This window comes from Sphingomonas sp. MS122, assembly GCF_049532975.1.
Classification (GTDB): domain Bacteria; phylum Pseudomonadota; class Alphaproteobacteria; order Sphingomonadales; family Sphingomonadaceae; genus Sphingomonas.
On the sequence record NZ_CP186695.1, the window covers coordinates 1,787,423 to 1,806,319 of the forward strand.

At 68.3% G+C, this 18,897-nt stretch carries 21 protein-coding genes; 8 read left to right on the forward strand and 13 right to left on the reverse strand.

The annotated features are described in order from the left end of the window. Positions 1 to 3 precede the first annotated feature (3 nt). Entirely contained in the window at positions 4 to 1,989 is a 1,986-nt protein-coding gene (locus ACO227_RS08495) for a right-handed parallel beta-helix repeat-containing protein (protein ID WP_423606862.1), read from the reverse strand. 25 nt (positions 1,990 to 2,014) lie between these two features. Beyond that, complete coding sequence (locus tag ACO227_RS08500) at positions 2,015 to 2,743, reverse strand: SDR family oxidoreductase (RefSeq protein ID WP_423606863.1); 729 nt, start codon at positions 2,741 to 2,743, stop codon at positions 2,015 to 2,017. Positions 2,744 to 2,804: 61 nt separating this feature from the next. Between ACO227_RS08500 and ACO227_RS08505 the strand changes: the two genes are divergently transcribed. Then, positions 2,805 to 4,433 (forward strand): rhamnogalacturonidase, encoded by a 1,629-nt coding sequence (locus tag ACO227_RS08505; RefSeq protein WP_423606865.1) that lies wholly within the window; start codon positions 2,805 to 2,807, stop codon positions 4,431 to 4,433. Further along, entirely contained in the window at positions 4,430 to 5,428 is a 999-nt protein-coding gene (locus ACO227_RS08510; protein WP_423606867.1) for an aldo/keto reductase, read from the forward strand. The genes ACO227_RS08505 and ACO227_RS08510 overlap by 4 nt, the downstream gene beginning before the upstream one ends. Positions 5,429 to 5,663: 235 nt before the next feature. Here the strand turns inward: ACO227_RS08510 and ACO227_RS08515 are convergent, their stop codons facing one another. From ACO227_RS08515 to ACO227_RS08525, 3 genes are all read right to left on the reverse strand, one after another. Continuing rightward, on the reverse strand, positions 5,664 to 6,161 hold the full coding sequence (locus ACO227_RS08515) for a Dps family protein (RefSeq protein WP_423606869.1): 498 nt from the start codon (positions 6,159 to 6,161) through the stop codon (positions 5,664 to 5,666). 97 nt (positions 6,162 to 6,258) lie between these two features. Next, a complete protein-coding gene (locus ACO227_RS08520) occupies positions 6,259 to 6,825 on the reverse strand; it encodes a TMEM165/GDT1 family protein (RefSeq protein ID WP_423606870.1) in 567 nt (188 codons plus the stop codon). Then, positions 6,825 to 7,139 (reverse strand): hypothetical protein, encoded by a 315-nt coding sequence (locus ACO227_RS08525; protein WP_423606872.1) that lies wholly within the window; start codon positions 7,137 to 7,139, stop codon positions 6,825 to 6,827. The genes ACO227_RS08520 and ACO227_RS08525 overlap by 1 nt, the downstream gene beginning before the upstream one ends. A gap of 174 nt (positions 7,140 to 7,313) precedes the next feature. On the opposite strand from ACO227_RS08525, the gene rpmG reads away from it, so the two are divergent. After that, positions 7,314 to 7,481 (forward strand): 50S ribosomal protein L33, encoded by a 168-nt coding sequence (rpmG, locus tag ACO227_RS08530; protein WP_265118380.1) that lies wholly within the window; start codon positions 7,314 to 7,316, stop codon positions 7,479 to 7,481. Between the two features lie 88 nt (positions 7,482 to 7,569). On the opposite strand, the gene ACO227_RS08535 is transcribed toward rpmG, so the two are convergent. After that, complete coding sequence (locus ACO227_RS08535) at positions 7,570 to 7,932, reverse strand: response regulator (protein ID WP_423606874.1); 363 nt, start codon at positions 7,930 to 7,932, stop codon at positions 7,570 to 7,572. Positions 7,933 to 7,972: 40 nt separating this feature from the next. On the opposite strand from ACO227_RS08535, the gene ACO227_RS08540 reads away from it, so the two are divergent. The 4 genes from ACO227_RS08540 (at position 7,973) to ACO227_RS08555 (ending at position 10,404) form a co-directional block, all read left to right on the forward strand. After that, a complete protein-coding gene (locus tag ACO227_RS08540; RefSeq protein ID WP_423606875.1) occupies positions 7,973 to 8,245 on the forward strand; it encodes a DUF3572 family protein in 273 nt (90 codons plus the stop codon). Then, a complete protein-coding gene (locus tag ACO227_RS08545) occupies positions 8,242 to 8,889 on the forward strand; it encodes an HAD family hydrolase (protein ID WP_423606877.1) in 648 nt (215 codons plus the stop codon). The genes ACO227_RS08540 and ACO227_RS08545 overlap by 4 nt, the downstream gene beginning before the upstream one ends. Further along, positions 8,886 to 9,356 carry a RidA family protein gene (locus tag ACO227_RS08550; protein WP_423606878.1) on the forward strand — a complete coding sequence of 157 codons (471 nt, stop codon included), beginning with the start codon at positions 8,886 to 8,888 and terminating at the stop codon, positions 9,354 to 9,356. The genes ACO227_RS08545 and ACO227_RS08550 overlap by 4 nt, the downstream gene beginning before the upstream one ends. A gap of 211 nt (positions 9,357 to 9,567) precedes the next feature. Further along, positions 9,568 to 10,404: a TorF family putative porin gene (locus ACO227_RS08555; protein ID WP_423606880.1), complete on the forward strand. Its 837-nt coding sequence runs from the start codon at positions 9,568 to 9,570 to the stop codon at positions 10,402 to 10,404. 101 nt (positions 10,405 to 10,505) lie between these two features. On the opposite strand, the gene ACO227_RS08560 is transcribed toward ACO227_RS08555, so the two are convergent. The 7 genes from ACO227_RS08560 to ACO227_RS08590 form a co-directional block, all read right to left on the reverse strand. Next, positions 10,506 to 10,976: a DUF3035 domain-containing protein gene (locus ACO227_RS08560; RefSeq protein ID WP_423606881.1), complete on the reverse strand. Its 471-nt coding sequence runs from the start codon at positions 10,974 to 10,976 to the stop codon at positions 10,506 to 10,508. Further along, positions 10,969 to 11,499 (reverse strand): signal peptidase II, encoded by a 531-nt coding sequence (gene lspA, locus ACO227_RS08565; protein WP_423606883.1) that lies wholly within the window; start codon positions 11,497 to 11,499, stop codon positions 10,969 to 10,971. Before lspA ends, ACO227_RS08560 begins: the two co-directional genes overlap by 8 nt. Beyond that, complete coding sequence (gene ileS, locus ACO227_RS08570) at positions 11,496 to 14,402, reverse strand: isoleucine--tRNA ligase (RefSeq protein WP_423606884.1); 2,907 nt, start codon at positions 14,400 to 14,402, stop codon at positions 11,496 to 11,498. Before ileS ends, lspA begins: the two co-directional genes overlap by 4 nt. Positions 14,403 to 14,803: 401 nt before the next feature. Then, positions 14,804 to 15,742 carry a bifunctional riboflavin kinase/FAD synthetase gene (locus ACO227_RS08575; protein ID WP_423606886.1) on the reverse strand — a complete coding sequence of 313 codons (939 nt, stop codon included), beginning with the start codon at positions 15,740 to 15,742 and terminating at the stop codon, positions 14,804 to 14,806. Between the two features lie 49 nt (positions 15,743 to 15,791). Next, positions 15,792 to 16,964 (reverse strand): dipeptidase, encoded by a 1,173-nt coding sequence (locus tag ACO227_RS08580; protein WP_423606888.1) that lies wholly within the window; start codon positions 16,962 to 16,964, stop codon positions 15,792 to 15,794. A 114-nt stretch (positions 16,965 to 17,078) separates the two neighbouring features. Next, a complete protein-coding gene (locus tag ACO227_RS08585; protein WP_423607313.1) occupies positions 17,079 to 17,555 on the reverse strand; it encodes a dihydrofolate reductase in 477 nt (158 codons plus the stop codon). Continuing rightward, complete coding sequence (locus ACO227_RS08590; RefSeq protein ID WP_423606889.1) at positions 17,552 to 18,346, reverse strand: thymidylate synthase; 795 nt, start codon at positions 18,344 to 18,346, stop codon at positions 17,552 to 17,554. Before ACO227_RS08590 ends, ACO227_RS08585 begins: the two co-directional genes overlap by 4 nt. 149 nt (positions 18,347 to 18,495) lie before the next feature. Here ACO227_RS08590 and ACO227_RS08595 point away from each other — a divergent pair, with 149 nt between their 5' ends. Next, complete coding sequence (locus ACO227_RS08595; RefSeq protein ID WP_423606891.1) at positions 18,496 to 18,897, forward strand: JAB domain-containing protein; 402 nt, start codon at positions 18,496 to 18,498, stop codon at positions 18,895 to 18,897.

An 18,897-nucleotide genomic window follows, 5' to 3' on the forward strand; every position in this document is an offset into this window, starting at 1 on the left:
GCTTTAGTTTCGCGGTCCCGCCGCCTCGATCACCTTGCGCGCATCGGCCGGCCAGTCGCGATCGGGGACGAGGAAGTTGCCGCGCGCATCGTTGCCGATCTCGGGCAGCCAGCGGCCGCCGGTCGACATCGAATTGTGCCAGTTGCCCGACGCCTTGTTGTCGGTCGAGATCTTGCGGCGATACATCTTGCCGGCGGTGTTGATGTTGAGCCACTTGCCGCCGGTCTCGACGACGTTGCCGGTCACGGTGAAGTGCTTGCTGCCCTCGTCGAGATAGATGCCGATCCGGTTCGATATGTCGAAGATGTGGTTGCCCCGGATCACTGAATTGGGGTTGGCCGAGAGGTTGTAGATCGCGCCGCCGTCCTCGTACCACAGCTTCACGCCATGGATGCGGTTGCCCTCGACCAGCGTGTTGCGGAGCGTCGTCGGGGTGGTGAACCTGGGGTTGTGGACATAGCCCTTCTGGTTCTCGTCATAGTTCGGGTTGCCGCCCGCGTCGTTATAGCCCCAGCCCCAGCCGACCGCGATCGCGTCGTACGGCGCGTCCGAGATGTCGTTGTGGCGGATCGTTGCGCCGTCCACGTAAGTGGTCAGGATCGCAGCGTTGTCCTTATAGTCCTGGCTGACGGTGACGACCGTGTTGTCCTCGATCACGAGGTTGCGGTTGATGAGGTTGGGATCGGTCGGATGGTGCGCGTCGGTGCGCACGCCGCCGGCCATGATCGCGCCGCCGGCGAGCACCGAGAAGCGGTTGCGCGCCACGCGGACCCCGCTGGTGGCGAGGCCGACGCCGGTCAAATGCGCGACCGGCTCGTTGCCGATGCCGAGCGCGATCTGGCCGAGCTGAGTGAAATGATTGCCCTCGAACGTCACGTCGCGCGCCGCCGAGACCTGCACCGCGGCGGGCATCTGGTGCCATTTGAGGCGCATCGATTCGAACTCGACGCAGCCCCAGCCGCATTTGTCCCACGCGTCCCTGGGGCGGATCGGCGAGACGTCGCTGAGATAGGCGCCGCTCTGCTGGTTGGCATAGCCGGTCGGCTTGCTCGGCCCCATCCAGGAGGTGTGCGCGAACGTGAGGCCGCGGAACGTGAGGCGCTCGACCGGCGCGGCGGGCGTGCCGCTGATCGAGACCAGGGTCTCCAGCGTCGGGACGACGACCTTGAGGTCCTTGATGTCCTCGTCGATGCCGGTGCGCAAATAGAGCTTGCCCGCCTGCGGATCGATCACCCACTGGTGATAGCGCGAGTGCCAGTCGTTGGTCTTGCCGATCAGTTCGAGCGCGTTGACCAGGAACAGCCGCGAATCCTCGGGGAAGATCGGCTTGCTGATCGTGTCATAGCCCCATGTGTTGTTGTCCCAGGCGGGCTGCTGCATCGTCACGGTCATGCCGCTGATCGACTTCACCGGCGAATAGCGGTCCGTGAAGAAGCCGGTGGCCTCGAGCTCGAGCCGGTCGGGGCGGGCGAGCTTCGCAATGTACTCGTACTTCGGATTGACGATCTCGAAGCCGTTCGGACCGAACTTGACGTCCGACGCCTTGAGCTCGACCCAGGGTCGCTCGGCGGTGGTGCCGTTGACCCAGATCTGGCGCGTGTCCAGCCCCTTGGGCGTCGCCGCGACATGGATGCGGCGCTCCTCGTCGTACGAGGCGAAGCCGGTGACCTCGATGCCCGAGGAGATGACCGGCTTGGCGCCGTCGGCAGCGCGCCATTCGACGCTCTTGCCGTTCTGCCCGCCATCGGTGCGTCGGAACACCAGCGGCTTGGTCAGCTTGTAGGTGCCGTCGGCGAGGACGACCGTGACGTCGTCCTTGGCGTTGCTCGCCCGCACCAGCGCCTGGGCGCGCTCGAGGCTGCGTACCGGCTTGGCCTCAGTCCCCGGATTGCGATCGTCGCCGCCGGGCGCGACGTGCACCGTCACCTGCGCCAACGCGGTCGAAGCGGAAAGCAGCGCGGCGGCCAGCGCCAGCGTCCGTGCGATCATCGAGAACCTCTCCTGTCGTTCTTCTTCAGTTCACCCAGCCGCCGTCGATCACGTTGACGGTGCCGGTGGTGAAGGCGCTCTCGTCCGAGGCGAGATAGACGGCGAGCGCCGCCAGCTCGGTCACGCGGCCGAAGCGGCCCATCGCCTGGCGCGCGGTGAATTCGGCATAGGCTTTCTCGAAATCGCCGGTGTCGTGGAGGCGCTGGATCAGCGACGGCGTCTCGACCGTGCCCGGGCAGATCGCGTTGCAGCGGATGCCCTGGGTCACATAGTCGATCGCGACCGACTTGGTGAGGCCGATCACCGCCGCCTTGGTCGCGCCATAGGCGAAGCGGTTCTGCACCGCCTTGATGCTCGAGCAGACCGACGACATGTTGATGATCGACCCGCCGCCGCGCGCGATCATGTTGGGCAGGACGGCGCGGATCATGCGGTATTGCGCGGTGACGTTGAGCGCCTGGGAGAAGTCCCACGCATCCTCGTCGCAATCGAGGATCGTCCCGGCATGGACGAAGCCGGCGCAATTGTAGAGCACGTTGAGCTCGGGATAGTCGGCCGCGATCGCCGCGATCTCGTCCTTGCTGGTCACGTCGAGCTGGCGCGTCTCGGCGCCTTCCAGACCTTCGAGCGCGTCGGCGCGGATGTCGGTGGCGATCACGCGCGCGCCTTCGCGCACGAACGCTTCGACCGTGGCCCGGCCGATGCCCTGGCCTGCCGCGGTCACCAGTGCGATCTTGCCTTCGAGACGGCCCATAAATTCTCCCAAGGGGTTGTCGCGGCGGTGGACATCGCCGCGCGTATTCGTATGATGAATTATGATTGACGCACATGCAAGCTTCGACTTGCCCCTCGATCGCCGCTCGACGCTGGGGCTCCTCGCGATGCTGCTCGGCACGCCGGCCCATGCCCAGGCCGCGCTCGACCATGGCGGAATCGAGGATATTCGCAAGCATGGCGCGCGCGGCGACGGGCGCACGATCGACAGCCCGGCGATCAACCGCGCGGTCAAGACCGCGGCGAAGCGCGGCGGGGGCGTGGTGCTGGTGCCGCCGGGGCGGTATCTCAGCTTCTCGATCCGGCTGCTCGACAATATCACGCTCGCGCTGTCCGCCGGCGCGGTGATCGAAGCGGCGGACCCCGATATCCATGGCCGCGACTACGATCCGCCCGAGAATTATCTGGAGGAGCAGTTCCAGGATTTCGGCATCACCCATGTCCACAACAGCCTGATCTACGCCGACGGCGCGTCCAACATCGGCGTGGTCGGCCCTGGCATGCTCCACGGCCTCGGCCTCGACCGCGAGGGGCCGGGCGACCATTGGTGGCAGCGCGCGCACTGGAAGTCGGCCAGGGCGCTCGGCATCACCCCCAGGGAGCTGATGCTGCGCGATCCCAAGGAAGCCGAGCAGGTCGGGCGCGCCAACAAGACGGTCGGCCTGATGAACTGTCGCAACGTGCGGCTGCAGGACTTCACCATCCTCCAGGCCGGGCATTTCGGCATCATCGCGCATGGCTGCACCAACATGGCGGTCGAGGGGATCGTCATCGACACCGACCGCGACGGGATCGATATCGACTGCTGCCGCGACGTGCGCGTGGTCAACTGCACGGTCAACGCGCCCAAGGACGATGCGATCGTGCTCAAGAGCAGCGGCGCGCTCGGCCGCAAGGTGATCTGCGAGGACATCCTCGTCCAGGGCTGCAAGACCAGCGGTTATCTGATGGGCTCGCTGCTCGACGGCAGCTATCGCCCGTCCGACTATGGCTCGCCCGACGGCAACGGCGTGCTCGGGCGAATCAAGATGGGCACCGAGACCGTCGGCGGGTTCCGCAACGTGCGCATCGCCGATTGCATCTGCACCAACAGCCGCGGCATCCTGATCGGTATCGTCGACGGGGGCACGATGGAGGATGTGTCGGTGAGCGGGATCACCTTGCGCGACCCGGTCAACCACCCGCTGTTCGTGCACCACGGCGCGCGGATGCGCGCGCCCAAGGGCACGCCGGTCGGCAAGATCCGCCGGATCCGGTTCGAGGACGTGCAGGTCTCGGGCGGCGACTGGCGCGAGCCGTGCGGGGTCGAGGGTTTCGCCGACGGGCCGATCGAGGACGTGACCTTCCACGGCGTCGAGGTGCATTCGCCCGGCGGCGGCACCGCGGCGGACGCGGCGCGCGAGCCCGAATATCGCCGCGAGACCAGCCTCGAGGTGAGCTACCTCAAGACGCTGCCCGCGTCCGGCTTCTGGGCGCGCCACGCCAAAAGGCTTACGATCAAGGACTGCCGTTTCAGCGTCGAGAAGGCGGATGCGCGGCCGACCGTGGCGCTGCGCAATGTCGAGGGCGCGATCATCGACGGGCTCGTCTCGGACAAGCCGCGCGAGACCGCGATCGTGGCGAAGGGCAGCAGCGGGATCGCGACGGGCGATGTGCGGACGCTCGCATGATCCAGCTGGGCGATCTCGCCTTCGGCGCGGCGTCGATCGGCAATCTCTATCGCGCGGTGCCGGACGACCGCGCGCGCGAGGTCGTGGCTCGGGCGTGGGACGCCGGGATTCGCTATTTCGACACCGCGCCGCATTACGGCTTCGGGCTCAGCGAGAAACGGCTGGGCGCGGCGCTGGCCGAGCTCGATCCCGGGCAGAGTGCCATTCTCTCGACCAAGGTCGGCCGGCGGCTCGATCCGCGGCCGGACGCCGACCTGTCGGCCGTGCGCCAGGCCTTCGTCTCGCCCGAGCCCTATGAGAGCGTGTTCGACTACAGCTACGACGCAGTGATGCGTTCCTACGAGGGCAGCCTCGCGCGGCTGCGGCGCGACCGCGTCGACATCCTCTACGCGCACGATGTGGGGAGCTTCGCGCATGGCGCGTCGCATCCACGGCTGTTCCGCGAGTTCCTCGACGGCGGCTATCGCGCGATGCGCGAGCTGCGGGATTCGGGTGCGGTCGGCGCGATCGGGCTCGGGGTCAACGAGACGGCGGTGTGCATCGAGATGCTCCGCGAGGGCGAGATCGACCTGATCATGCTCGCCGGGCGCTACACCCTGCTCGAGCAGGGCCCGCTCGACGACCTGCTGCCGCTCTGCGCCGAGCGCGGCGTGCGGCTGGTGATCGCGGGACCGTATAATTCGGGCATTCTCGCCAAGGGCGTGCGCCATGGCGGCGCGATCCCCAACTTCAACTACGAGCCCGCGCCGCCCCCGATCGTCGAGCGGGTCGGGGCGATCGAGGATATCTGCGCGCGCCACGGCGTGCCGCTCGCCGCCGCGGCGCTGCAATTCCCGCTCGCGCATCCGCAGGTCGCGTCGGTGGTGCCGGGTATGGGATCGGTCCGCCAGGTCGAGGACGCGCTGGCGCTGATGGCCCAGCCGATCCCGGCGGCGCTGTGGAGCGAGCTCAAGGAAGCGCAGCTGATCCGCCGGGACGCGCCGACGCCCCGCTAGGCTTGCCCGTCAAAGATTAAGTCGTCATCCCCGCGGAGGCGGGGATCCATTGCCGCTGAAGCTGGTGAGTCCACCCCTGGCCAGCCAGAATGGGTTCCCGCCTTCGCCGGAATGACGGCGGTTCAACTTCAAACGGACAACCTCCAGCCGACACCCCAGCGCAAGCTGGGGTGTTAAGCCATAAAGCGAACCGCTTGCCGCACGAGGCCCCAGCTTGCGCTTGGGGGCGACGGCCTCACCCCTTGCGGCTGGCCTCGAACAGGAACCAGGCACGCTCCTCGGCCTGGTCGGTCCAGTCGTCGAGGATGCCGCTGGTGGCATTGTCCTTGGCCTCGTCGACGATGTCCTTCGCCTCGCGCAGCGATTCGACGAGCTTGAGATTGTCCTCGCGCAACTCGACCAGCATGTCGGTGGCGGACACGAAATCCTTGTCGTTGTCGGTGATCGTCTGGCGCCGCGCGATGTCGCCGATCGAGCGCAGCGTGGTGTTGCCGGTCTTGCGCACGCGCTCCGCGATCTGGTCGGTGGTGGCGAGGATCTGCGTCGCCTGGTCGTCGAGCATCAGGTGATAGTCGCGGAAGTGCGGGCCCGAGACGTGCCAGTGGAAATTCTTGGTCTTGAGATACAGCGCATAGCTGTCCGCCAGGATCCCGTTCAGCGCATCGGCCACGGTCCTGGTCTCGTTGCGGTTGAGGTCGGTCGGCGTCTTCAGCGCGGCATTCGGTTCGGCCATGGTGGGTCCCCATCGGTTGAGTCGGCAATGAAACGATCCCTTGCCATATAGGGTCCCGTGTTGCGCTGCGAAAAGCCCGATCAGAGCGATCGAGGCATTAGATCAGGCGCAGCGCGCCGATTGCGAGGAGGAAGGCGGCCGTAAGGCACAGCAGGCCGAAGCCGATGCGATAGCCGCGGACCGGCAGCTTGCGCCACGCCGCCTCGCCGAGCAGCGCGGCGGCGGTGTTGACGACCAGCACCGCGGCGGTCGCGCCGGTCGCGGCCAGCACCGGCGCGGGCCCCTGCGCGGCGAAGGCGAGGGTGAAGAACTGCGTCGTGTCGCCCGCGGCAAGGATGAACACGCCGAGCAATGGGGTGAGGAAGGCGCCGAGCTTCCAGCCCTCGAGCCGGTCGGGCGGTTTCAGGCGCCACAGCGCGCCCGCGGCGGCGAACGCCAGCGCGAGCGCGAGCAGGAGCTGCCTGGCGTTGGGCGTGAGCATCGGCGCGACCAGCAGGCCGCCGGTCGCCGCGACGGCATTGCCGGCGGCGTGCGCAAGGACCGCGGCGAGGGCGACCAGGAACGGCTTGCCGAAGCGGTCGGCAAGGAGCGCGACCAGCCAGGGCGAGCGGTCGCCCGCCTGGGTCAGCAGCACCGCGACGAAGGCGGGGACGAGTGCGTCCATCAGGCCAGGCGAATCGCGCACGCGGCGGCGAAGGCCGCGCCGGTGCGCGCATCGTCGCGCCCGCAACTCACCGCGTCGCGCAATAGCGACAGGCCGTCGGCGATCATCGGCCCGCGCTGCCCCGCCGCCAGCGCGGCTTCGAGCGCATGGACCACGGGCAGGGCCGGCGTGATGCCGTTGGCGAGCGCGATTCGGCGGATCGCGTCGAGGTCGGACGCCAGATCGGCGGTCGCCGCACGTGCGGCGCGCGCGTCGAGCGAATCGATTCGGCGGTTCAGTTCGCTTGCCAGCACCCAGTTGCGTGCGTCCGTCATCGCGGTTCCCCCTGCGATCCTCCCGAACAGGCTGCGCCCTTCATGGTTAACAGGCCGCTAATCCGCCTCCGCGCTTGACATTCCGCGGCTCACGGGGCATGCGCCCACCCCTGACAGCGGCCTGCCAGCGCGCGGCCGCTTTATTCTTTTGAACCAGACTGCAGGATTCGGGCGATGGCCAAGCCGACAACCGTCAAGATCAAGCTCGTCAGCACGGCTGACACCGGCTTCTTCTATGTCACCAAGAAGAACCCGCGCACCCAGACCGAGAAGCTGAGCTTCCGCAAGTACGACCCCGTCGCGCGCAAGCACGTCGAGTTCAAGGAAGCGAAGATCAAGTAATCCGGCTTCGGCCGGATCGCGCCGCTCCGCACGGACGGAGCTGAAGGCCGCGGGCGATACGCCTGGCGGCCTTTTCCGTTTGCGCGCCTCACAGCAGCGCTTGTACCTCCTCGACGAAACGCATCACCGAGATCGGCTTGGTGACATAGGCGTTGGCGCCCGCCGCGCGAATCCGCGCCTCGTCCTCCTGCCCGGCATAGGCGGTCACCGCCATCACCGGGATGCCCTTGAGCGCCGGATCGCCGCGCATCCGCCCGATGATGTCGAGACCCGAGATGTGCGGCAGCTGGATGTCCATCACCACCAGGTCGGGATTGAAGGCGCGCGCGGTCGCCACCGCCTCGCGTCCGTCGCGCACCGGCGAGGTCTCGAAGCCGTGCGCGCGCAGCAGGTCGCAGAAAAGTTTGAGATTGAGTTCGTTGTCCTCGACAACCAGCACTCTTTTTGCCACGCGCAGCTTTCCACCGAAGAGGTCGCGAAAACCCTAGGCGATGCACGCGGGCGATACAAACGAGGACGCAACGACTGTGGCGCTGGCGGCGCTGGGTTGGACCGTGTCGGACGGCAGTCGCGCGCAGCGGCTGCTCGACGTGACCGGCCTCGCCCCCGCCGACCTGCGCGCGCGGGCGGCCGAGCCCGCCGTGCTCGGGGCGGTGCTCGGTTTCCTCGAAGCGCACGAGCCCGACCTGGTCGCCTGCGCCGAAGCGATTGGCGTCGCGCCCGCGGCGCTGGTTGCGGCGCACGCCAGGCTGGAGAGCCCATGAAGCCGCTGCTGATCTGCGATTGCGACGAGGTGCTGCTGCACATGGTGCGGCATTTCAGCGCCTGGCTCGACGAGGCGCACGACGTCGAGTTCGACGTGTCGAATCACGACTGGGCCAATGCGATGAAGCGGCGCGGCGGCGATGCGCTCAGCGTGGAGGAGATCTGGGGCTTTCTCGGCGGCTTCTTCCCGGGCGAGATGGGGCGCCAGACGCTGGTGCCGCACGCGCGCGAGGCACTGGCGGCTTTGGCGCGGACGGCCGACATCGTCATCCTCACCAACCTCCAGGATCATTGCCGCGAGCCTCGCATCGCGCAGCTCGACGCCCACGGCATCGTCCATCGCGTCGAATGCAACCAGGGCGGCAAGGGCCGGCCGGTGGCGCAGCTGGTCGAGGAGCATGGCGCGGAGGTCGCGGTGTTCGTCGACGACCTTGCCCAGCATCACGAATCGGTCGCGCGCAATGCGCCGCACGTCCACCGGCTGCACATGGTGTCGGAGCCGGCGATGGCGCCGCATGTTCCGCCCGCGCCCTACGCGCACGCCCGGATCGACGACTGGCGTGAGGCCGAGGCGTGGATTTCCGCCCGCTTCGCCGCCGGCCGGCCGGCTGACCAACTCGAACCCCTGGGAGAGACCCAATGACGCCAACTGATTCTGACGTCCACGCCAAGCTCGCCGAACTCGGCCTGACGCTGCCCGAAGCCGCGGCGCCGGTTGCCGCCTATGTGCCGACGGTGGAAGCCGGCGGGCTGCTCCACATCTCGGGCCAGCTGCCGTTCAAGGATGGCGCGGTGATGACCGGGCGGCTCGGCGAGGACCGCGACCTTGCCTATGGCCAGGAAGCGGCGGAGCGCTGCGGCCTGATGCTGGTCGCGCAGATCGACAAGGCGCTGGGCGGCTTCGACCGGGTCGCGCGGATCGTCAAGCTCGGCGTGTTCGTCAACTCGACGCCGGGCTTCACCGAGCAGCCGCAGGTCGCCAATGGCGCGTCGGAGCTGATGGAGAAATTGTTCGGCGAGGCCGGGCGCCATGCCCGCGCCGCGGTCGGCGTCGCGGCCCTCCCGCGCGGCGCGGCGGTGGAGGTGGACGCGATCGTCGCGCTGCGCTGAAGCTGTTGCGGATGTGACAATTCTGTTGCGCCGCGGCAACAGCGGCGGCGCAATTGCGCGCTTTCCGCGAAAGATCATTGTGCGGCGCAGCGGGATGCGGCAAGTTTCGGTCCGTGGAAGGAAATAGCCGCGCCGGGGCCCGCGCCCTGAGCCAAAGCGGCATGCCTTTCGCGGCAGGCGGGGACCATCGCATCCAAACGAAAGGGATCCCATGCGTCTCACCAAATCCATCGCCGGCGCGCTGCTGCTCGCCGTCACCGCAACACCCGCGTTCGCGCAGGAAGAGCCCGCGGCCGAAGCCGAGACCGAGGCCAGCCCGCCGCTGACCGTCACCGGCGGCGTCACGCTGATCACCGATTATCGCTTCCGCGGCGTCACCCAGACCAACGAAGATCCGGCGATCCAGGGCACGATCAACTTCAATCACGAATCGGGCTTCTATGCCGGCGTGTGGGCTTCGACGATCGACGGCGGCCTCGACGGCAGCACGCCCGCGCTGACCGGCTATGGCGATGCCGAGGTTGATCTCTATGCCGGCTTCACCAAGACGCTGAGCGGCGGCCTCGGCTTCGACGTCGGCCTGCTCTACTATCTCTATCCGGACGGCGCCGAAGGCCTCAAGACCGACTTCTTCGAGCCCTATGCCGCGATCACCTACACGATCGGCCCGGTCTCGACCAAGCTCGGCGCGGCCTATGCCTGGGGCGGACAGGACGGCCTCGCCGGCTTCGACGTCAAGGGCGGCAACGACGACAACATCTATGTCTATGGCGACGCGTCGGTCGCCATTCCGACCACGCCGATCACGGTCAAGGGCCATCTCGGCTATTCGGCCGGTTCGCTCGGCTCGCTCAACGTGCCGGGCGTGCTCGACAACAACTACTTCGACTGGAGCGTCGGCGCGGAGTGGGTCGGCGGCCCGATCAAGGGCGGCGTGACCTATGTCGACACCGACATCTCGAACGAGAATGTCGTGGGCATCGGCAATTTCGCGCAGCGCCGCGGCCGCGGCTCGACCGTGCTGGCCTATATCGGCTTCTCGTTCTGATCGATCGGGGAAGGGAGCCCCCGGGGGTTCCCTTCCCGGTCACCGGACATGGAAAAGGCGGCCGCGCCGGGCGTGGCCGCCTTTTTCTTGCCGAGCCCGGATCAGTTCTGCGGCGTCGGCGTCGGGGTCGGCGTGGGAGCCGGGGCAGGCGGCGTGCCCGCGCCCGTACGCGCGTCGCGGCCGTCGCCCTGCGGCGCGGCGACGATGTCGCGCGTCGTGCTGCCCTTGTCGACGACATTGGTGTCGGGGCTGCCGACCGCGGAGCGCACGCCGGTCTCGGCGGCGCTGGCGCCGCCGGCCGACTGCACCGCCGCGGCTTCCGAGGCGCTGCGCTGCGCCGGGCCGCCGAACAGCGCCTCGAGCGCCTGCTGCGAGGGGCCGCCCGAATCCTGCGGGCGCGGCGCGCCGGGCTGGGGCGGACGCAGCGCGAAATCGGGCGGGATCACCAGCGGCGCCTGACGCGCCACCGCGAACTCGTCGGGCCGCTTGCGGTTGAACAGCCCGCCGCTGCCGCAGCTGGCGAGCAACATCGCCGAACCGCCGATGGCGGCGATCAGCACGGATTTACGCATTGGCATTCTCCACAGGGGCAGCGTCGGCATTTGCTTCGGCTTTTTGTTTGTCACGCACGAACAGCGCCCGGATGAGCAGGATCACGACGCCGATGGTAATCGCAGCATCGGCGACATTGAAGACCAAAAAAGGGCGCCATTCGCCGAAGTGCAGATCGGCATAGTCGACGACATAGCCGAAGCGCACGCGATCGACGATATTGCCGAGCGCTCCGCCCAGCACCAGCGCCAGCGCGAACATGTCCTGCCGGCTCTTCTCGCGCACCATCCACCAGCCGACGCCCGCGGCGATCGCGGCAGTCAGCGCGACGAGCAGCCAGCGCATCGTCGGCGTGTCGGCGGGCAGCAGCCCGAGCGAGACGCCGATGTTCGCGACGAAGCGCAGGTCGAAGAAGGGTAGGACTTCCCTCGATGCGCCGGGATAGGAAAGGTCGAGGCCCTCGACCACGAACGCCTTCATCGCCTGGTCCGCGACAAAGATCAGCGCGGCGAGCGCGAAGCCGATTGTACGATTGCGATTCATGAAACCACCTTGGCGCAGCGGTGGCACAGCGCGCCCTCGGCTTCAACCTCCGGCAGCAGCCGCCAGCAACGGCCGCACTTCTCGTGGTCGGTGCGGGAGACGGTGACCTCGCCCTCCTGCAGCTTCACGTCGGCGACGATGAAGATCTCGGCGAGCTCGGCGGCGGGGCGCAGCATCTCGGGCACGGTGACGTTCGCCTCGAGGCTCGAGCGGATCGTCTTCTCGCGGCGATAGGGCTCGATCGCCTCGGTCACCTTCTCGCGCAGCGCGCGGATATCGGCCCATTCGGTCGAGATCGCGTCGTCGCCGGGCAGCGCGGGCAGCTCGGGCCATTCGAGGAAATGGACCGACCCGTCCTCGCTCGGATAGCGCGCCTGCCACACTTCCTCGGCGGTGAAGGCGAGGATCGGCGCGGCGTAGCGCACCAGCGCATGGAACAGCACGTCGAGCACGGTGCGATAGGCGCGGCGTTTGGGATCGCTCTCCGCGTCGCAGTAGAGGCAGTCCTTGCGGATATCGAAGAAGAAGGCCGACAGGTCCTCGTTCATGAAGTCCGACAGCGCGCGGGCGTAGCGGTTGAACTCGAACGCCTCCGCCGCGGCGCGCAGCTCGACGTCGAGCTGGCCGAGCTTGTGGAGGATGTAGAGCTCGAGCTCGGGCATCTTGCCGACCGCGACCTTCTCGGCGTCGGTGAAGCCGTCGAGCGCGCCGAGCAAATAGCGGAAGGTGTTGCGGATCTTGCGGTAGGCGTCGCCGGTGCCGGCGAGCACCTCCTTGCCGATGCGCACGTCCTCGAAATAGTCGGTCTGCGCGACCCACAGGCGCAGGATGTCGGCGCCGCTCTCGCCGATGATCTTGAGCGGGTCGACGACGTTGCCGAGCGACTTGGACATTTTCCGCCCCTGCCCGTCGAGCGCGAAGCCGTGCGTCAGCACCGCGTCATAGGGCGCGCGGCCGCGGGTGCCGGCGCTTTCGAGCAGCGAGGACTGGAACCAGCCGCGATGCTGGTCGGAGCCTTCGAGATAGAGGTTCGCGCGGGTGCCTTCCCCGTAACGTGCCTCGATCACGAAGCTGTGGGTCGAGCCGCTGTCGAACCACACGTCGAGGATGTCGTTGACCACCTCATAGTCGGCCAGCGCGTAGTCCGGCCCGAGCAGCGCCTGATGGTCCGCGCCGAACCACGCGTCGGCACCGCCCTGGCGGAAGGCGTCGAGGATACGCGCGTTGACCGCTTCGTCGCGCAGATAGTCGCCGCTCTGGCGGTGGACATAGAGCGGAATCGGCACGCCCCAGGCGCGCTGGCGGCTGATCACCCAGTCCGGCCGCCCCTCGACCATCGATCGGATGCGGTTGATCGAGCGCTCGGGCACCCAGCGCGTCCGCTCGATCGCGTCGAGCGCGAGGTTGCGCAGCGTGGGGGCGTTGTTGTGCGAGGCGAGCGGCATGAAGCCCGCGAAATCGGCCGCCCCGGCGGCGGATTCGTCCTCGGCCTGCGCGGCGCTGCCCGCGGGACGGTCCATCGGGATGAACCACTGGGGCGTGCAGCGGAAGATGATCTTCGCCTTCGACCGCCACGAGTGCGGATAGCTGTGCGCGAAGTCGTCCGACGCGGCGAGCAGCGCGCCGGCTTCCTTGAGGTCGGTGCAGATCGGGCCGTCGGACGCGACGAACTTCTTGTTGATCACCGATCCCTGCCCGCCGAGCCACAGCCAGTCGGGGCGGTAGAAACCCGCATCGTCGACCGCGAACACCGGGTCGATGCCATGCGCCTTGCACAGCAGGAAGTCGTCCTCGCCATGATCGGGCGACATATGGACGAGGCCGGTGCCGGCATCGGTGGTGACGAAGTCGCCGGGCAGGAAGGGGCGGGGCCTGGCGAAGAAGCCGCCGAGATGGTGCATCGGGTGGCGGGCGGTGGCGCCGGCGAGTTCCGAGCCTTTGAAGGGCACGGAGTGGTTACCAAGCGAAGCGCCGCGCTTGTCAGAGGACACACCGACTGAAGGAAGCGCGCCGATCTTGTTCAGGAACGCAGCGAGAAGATCAAATGCGACAACGAAGCGACGTCCAGAAAACTCGCCCTGCTCGACTGTGACAGCTACATACTCAACCTCCGGCCCATAGGCGAGCGCCTGGTTCACCGGGATCGTCCACGGGGTGGTCGTCCAGATCACCGCATGCGCGCCGACCAGCTCGGGCGCGTTGGGCGCCTCGACGATTTCGAACGCGACGTCGATCTGGGTCGAGACGACGTCCTCATATTCGACCTCGGCCTCGGCCAGCGCGGTCCTCTCGACCGGCGACCACATCACCGGCTTGGCGCCGCGATAGAGCTGGCCGCTGGTCGCGAACTTGAGCAGCTCGCCCGCGATCGTCGCCTCGGCGTCGAACTTCATCGTGAGATAGGGATCGTCCCAGTCGCCCATCACGCCCAGCCGCTGGAACTGCTCGCGCTGGATGCCGACCCATTTCTCGGCATAGGCGCGGCATTCGGCGCGGAACTCGGCCGGGGGGACCTCGTCCTTGCTCTGCTTCTTGGCGCGATACTGCTCCTCGATCTTCCACTCGATCGGCAGACCGTGGCAGTCCCAGCCGGGGATATAAGGCGCGTCCTTGCCCAGCAGCGACTGGCTGCGGACGATCACGTCCTTGAGGATCTTGTTCATGGCATGACCCATGTGCAGGTCGCCATTGGCGTAGGGCGGGCCATCGTGGAGGATAAAGCGCTCGCGGCCCGCGCGCTGCTCGCGCAGGCGCTGGTATACGCCGATCTTCGCCCAGCGCTCGAGGATCGCGGGCTCCTTGGCGGCGAGGCCCGCCTTCATCGGGAAGTCGGTCTTCGGGAGGAAGACGGTGTCGCGGTAATCCGGCTGTGCCGCGCGCGAGGAATCGGTGGTTTCGGTCATTTGGCGGCGGGGATTAGCTGGTGCGGGGCGATGGGGGAAGTGGAAGCTGCGTTGACGCCCGCCTGACGATGTTGACGCGGAAACCGGGGTTCGCGGCAACCGCGCCGGGAACGCGGCGGAAACGCCGCAGCGACGCGGCAGGTTGGCGGCACCGGCGCGGCAGCGACGCGGCACCCGCGCGGCGCTGACGCGGCACCAACGCGCCACCGACGCGGCGCCTGCGCGCCGGCGGCGCGGCGGCGATGCCGCGGGTGCGCGGCGGTTGCGCGCCCCTGCGGCAGGCGGGCGGCGCCCGAGCGATTGGCGGGAGGATTCGGGCTGGGCTTCATCGACCAGAATGGAGCAGATGAAATCCAACATTGGAAGGGGAGACTGGGCGGGGTAGCGCCTTCGCGCGCGAGCTAAGCCAACGCCGCCTTGGCCGCCTCGCAATCGGCGGCGATCTGCGCCTTCAGCGCGTCGAGCGAATCGAACTTCGCCTCGTCGCGGAGGAACTCGATCAGCTCGACTTCGATCGTCTGGCCGTAGAGGTCGCCCGAGAAATCGAAGAAATAGGGTTCGAGCAGCTCGACGGGCGGCTCGATGCTCGGGCGGATGCCGAGATTGGCGGCGCCGTCGAGGATGCGGCCCCCAAAAGGACCATTGGCGGGGAGGCGCCCGCGCACCGCGTAGATGCCGTAGCGCGGGCGCAGATAGTTGCCGAGCTGGATATTGGCGGTGGGATAGCCGAGCTCGCGGCCGAGCTTGGCGCCGGGCTCGACCACGCCTTCGATCGCGAACGGGCGGGTGAGCAGCGCGGCGGCGTCGCGCGGCTTGCCCGCCTGCAATGCCTCGCGGATACGGCTGGAGGAGATGACCTCGCCGGTATCCTCGACCGGCGCGACGGTATCGACGCTGAAGCCGAGCTCCTCGCCCAGCGCGCGCAGCACGTTCACGTCGCCGTCGCGGCCCTTGCCGAAGGTGAAGTCGGCGCCGGTGACGACCCCGCCCGCACCGATCAGCTCGACCAGCCGTTGCTCGGCAAAGGCGCGCGCGGGGAGCCCGGCGAGCGCGGCGTCGAAGCCGAACACCAGCATCGCGTCGGCGCCCGCTTCGGCGAACAGCCGCTGGCGCTGGTCGAGCGTGGTCAGGCGGAAGGGCGGCGTCTGCGGCTTGAAATAGCGCATCGGGTGGGGATCGAAGGTGGCGACGATCGCCGGACGGCCCTCGGCGCGCGCGCGCGTCACCGCGCGGCCCACCACCGCCTGGTGCCCGCGATGAAATCCGTCGAAATTGCCGAGCGCCACGATCCCGCCGCGCAAATGCGCCGGAACCGAAGCCGCCCCGTCCAGCCGCTCCATTGCCGCGCCTATAGAGGGGCTGTCCGCACGTGCCAACTCACTGGCTTGGTCACTGGCCCGGCGCGATCCCCGCTCGCAGCAGGCGCAGGACGTTGCCGCCCATCACCTTGCGGACCTCCCCGGGCGTGAAGCCGCGGTCGACCAAGGCCTGCGTCACGAAGGCGAGCTGCGCCGTGTCGAAGCCGGTGGTGACCGCGCCGTCGAAGTCGGAGCCGAGCCCGACATGGTCGATCCCGACGAGGTCGCGGACATGCGCGATCGCCGCGGCGACCTTTGCCGGCTCGGTGCCGCAGATCGCCGCGTCCCAATAGCCGATGCCGATCACTCCGCCGGTCTTGGCCACGCCGCGGATCTCGTCGTCGGAGAGGTTGCGGTTGACCTTGCACACCGCCTGCACCCCGCCATGGCTGGAGACCACCGGCCGCCGGGCCATCGCCAGGATCTCAGCGACCGACTTGTGGCTGGCATGCGCGATGTCGACGACCATGCCGAGCCGCTCCATGCGGCGCACGGTCGCGCGGCCGAGCGGGGTGAGCCCGCCCTTGGCGATGCCGTGCATCGACCCGCCGAGCTCGTTGTCGAAGAAGTGCGTCAGGCCCGCCATGCGGAAGCCCGCGGCGTGGAGCCGGTCGATATTGGCGAGCTTGCCCTCCATGTTCTGGAGGCCCTCGATCGACAGCAGCCCGCCGACGGTCTTGCTGCCCCTGGCGCGTGCGGCGAGCAGCGCGTCGAGATCGGCCGGGGTGCGGATCACGCGGAGCTGGCCGTTCGACGCCGCGGCGGCGCGCTCGAGCTTCCGCGCATGGAACAGCGAGCGCTCGAGCAGCGAGGTCCAGGTGCGCGGCGGCTGGAGCTGGGCGAAGGTGAGGAGGGTGATGTTGTCGGTGTCGGCGCCGTTCGCGTCGTAATTCTGGTTCTTGGGCGTCTTGGTGACCGAGGAGAAGACCTGGAGCGCGACATTGCCCTCGATCAGCCGGGGCAGGTCGACCTGGCCCTGGCTCGACCGGTCGTTGAGGCTGCGCTTCCACAGCAAAGTGTCCTCGTGCAGGTCGGCGATCTGCAGGCTGGCGTGGAGTTTCCGGGTCTCGGGGGTGACGGTCGGAAGCTTGGTCGCGACGACCTTGTTCATGTCGCGCTCGACGATCCCGGGGGCGAGCGCGAAGAAGGCGAGGATGGCGATCATGAGGAGGGCGAGCGCCCAGAGCCACCATTTGCGTTTCATCGTTACCCCTCCCGTCATGCCGGACCCGTTCCGGCATCCATGGTGCCGCACATCCAGTCGCGGCATTGTGTGCGGCAAGGTGGACCTTGGCACAAGGCCGGGGTGACGATCACGTCAGGTGCGGCGTTCCAGCGTGACGAAGCTGTAGGCCGGCCGGCCGCCGTCGACGGGATGGTCCTCGCGCGCGGCCTCGCGCCATTCGGGGCCGAAGGGCGGGACGATGGCGTCGCCCTCGGGCGAAAGGTGCACCTCGGTGAGCTCGATCCGATCCGCGCGGTCGAGGAACAGCGCGAAGATCTCCGCCCCGCCGATCACTGCGATGTCGCTGTTGCCCGCGAGCTTCAGCGCGTCCTCCGCCGAATTCGCCACCTCCGCGCCCTCGGCGCGCCACGAGGCGTCGCGCGTCAGCACGATATGGCGGCGCCCCGGCAGCGGGCTCGGAAAGCTCTCGAAGGTCTTGCGGCCCATGACCATCGGCTTGCCCATGGTCTGCGCCTTGAACCGCCTGAGGTCGGCGGGCAGGTGCCAGGGCAGCTTCCCGTCCACCCCGATCACGCCGTTGTCGGCCCGCGCGAGATGGAAGCTGATCAGACCGCGACCTCGGCCTTGATGTGCGGCTGCGCGACATAGTCGTGGAGGACGAAATCCTCGTACTCGTACGCGTCGATCGACGCCGGCTTGCGCAGGATCTCGAGCCGCGGCAGCGGGCCGGGCGCGCGGGAGAGCTGCAGCTCGGCCTGTTCGAGATGGTTCGAATAGAGGTGGCAGTCGCCGCCGGTCCAGATGAACTCGCCCGGCTCCAGGTCGCATTGCTGCGCGAGCATGTGCGTCAGCAGCGCGTAGCTCGCGATGTTGAACGGCACGCCGAGGAAGATGTCGGCCGAGCGCTGGTAGAGCTGGAGCGAGAGCCTGCCGTTGGCGACATGGCACTGGAACAGGCAATGGCAGGGCGCCAGCGCCATCGCGCCCAATTCGCCCGGGTTCCACGCGGAGACGATCATCCGGCGCGAGGCTGGGTTTGTCTTGAGCGTCTCGATCAGCTCCTTGATCTGGTCGACATGGCTGCCGTCGGGCGCCGCCCAGTCGCGCCACTGCTTGCCATAGACCGGGCCGAGATCGCCATTGGCATCGGCCCATTCGTCCCAGATGCTGACCTTGCGCTCCTGCAGCCATTTGACGTTGGTGTCGCCGCGCAGGAACCACAGCAGCTCGACGATGATCGAGCGCAGGTGCAGCTTCTTGGTGGTGAGGACCGGGAAGCCCTCGCTCAGGTCGAAGCGCATCTGGTGGCCGAACACGCTGCGCGTGCCGACGCCGGTGCGGTCCATCTGCACCGCGCCATGGGCCAGCGCCCGCTCCATGAGGTCGAGATATTGCCGCATCGACGCCAACCTAGCCGAGTGCCCGTGCCCCGCCAAGCGCGGGCGCCCGTGAAGCTGTGGATCGTCCTTCCTCCGAAATGGAGCAAAGCCGCGCCGCCACGGAGGCGGTTCGGCTCGACGGATTCGGCGCTTGCGGCGACGTTGACGTCATGGCGTCGCAAGCGTCTCTCCCATCCCCCGGCGCGCCGTTCGAGGCGATCGGCCGCATCGTCGCGGACAGCGTCGCCGGGGAACCGGTGGAAGTCGCCGCCTTCGCCTATTGCGACGGCGCGGGACGGATGCTCGGGCTGCGCCACGCGCGCGGGACCGAGGCGGACGCGGTGGATTTGCCCGTCCGGCGAGTCGCGATCGACGCGCTCAGCCTGGAGGCGGCGGTGGTGGTGATGGCGCACAACCACCCACGCGGCGAGGCCTGGCCGAGCCGCGCCGACCGCGATGCGACGCGGCGCCTGGCCGGTGCGCTGCACGCGCTCGGCGTGCGGCTGCACGAGCATCTGGTGGTGGACGCGAAGGGCGGCGCGTGGAGCTTCCGCGCCGCGGGGCTGCTCTAG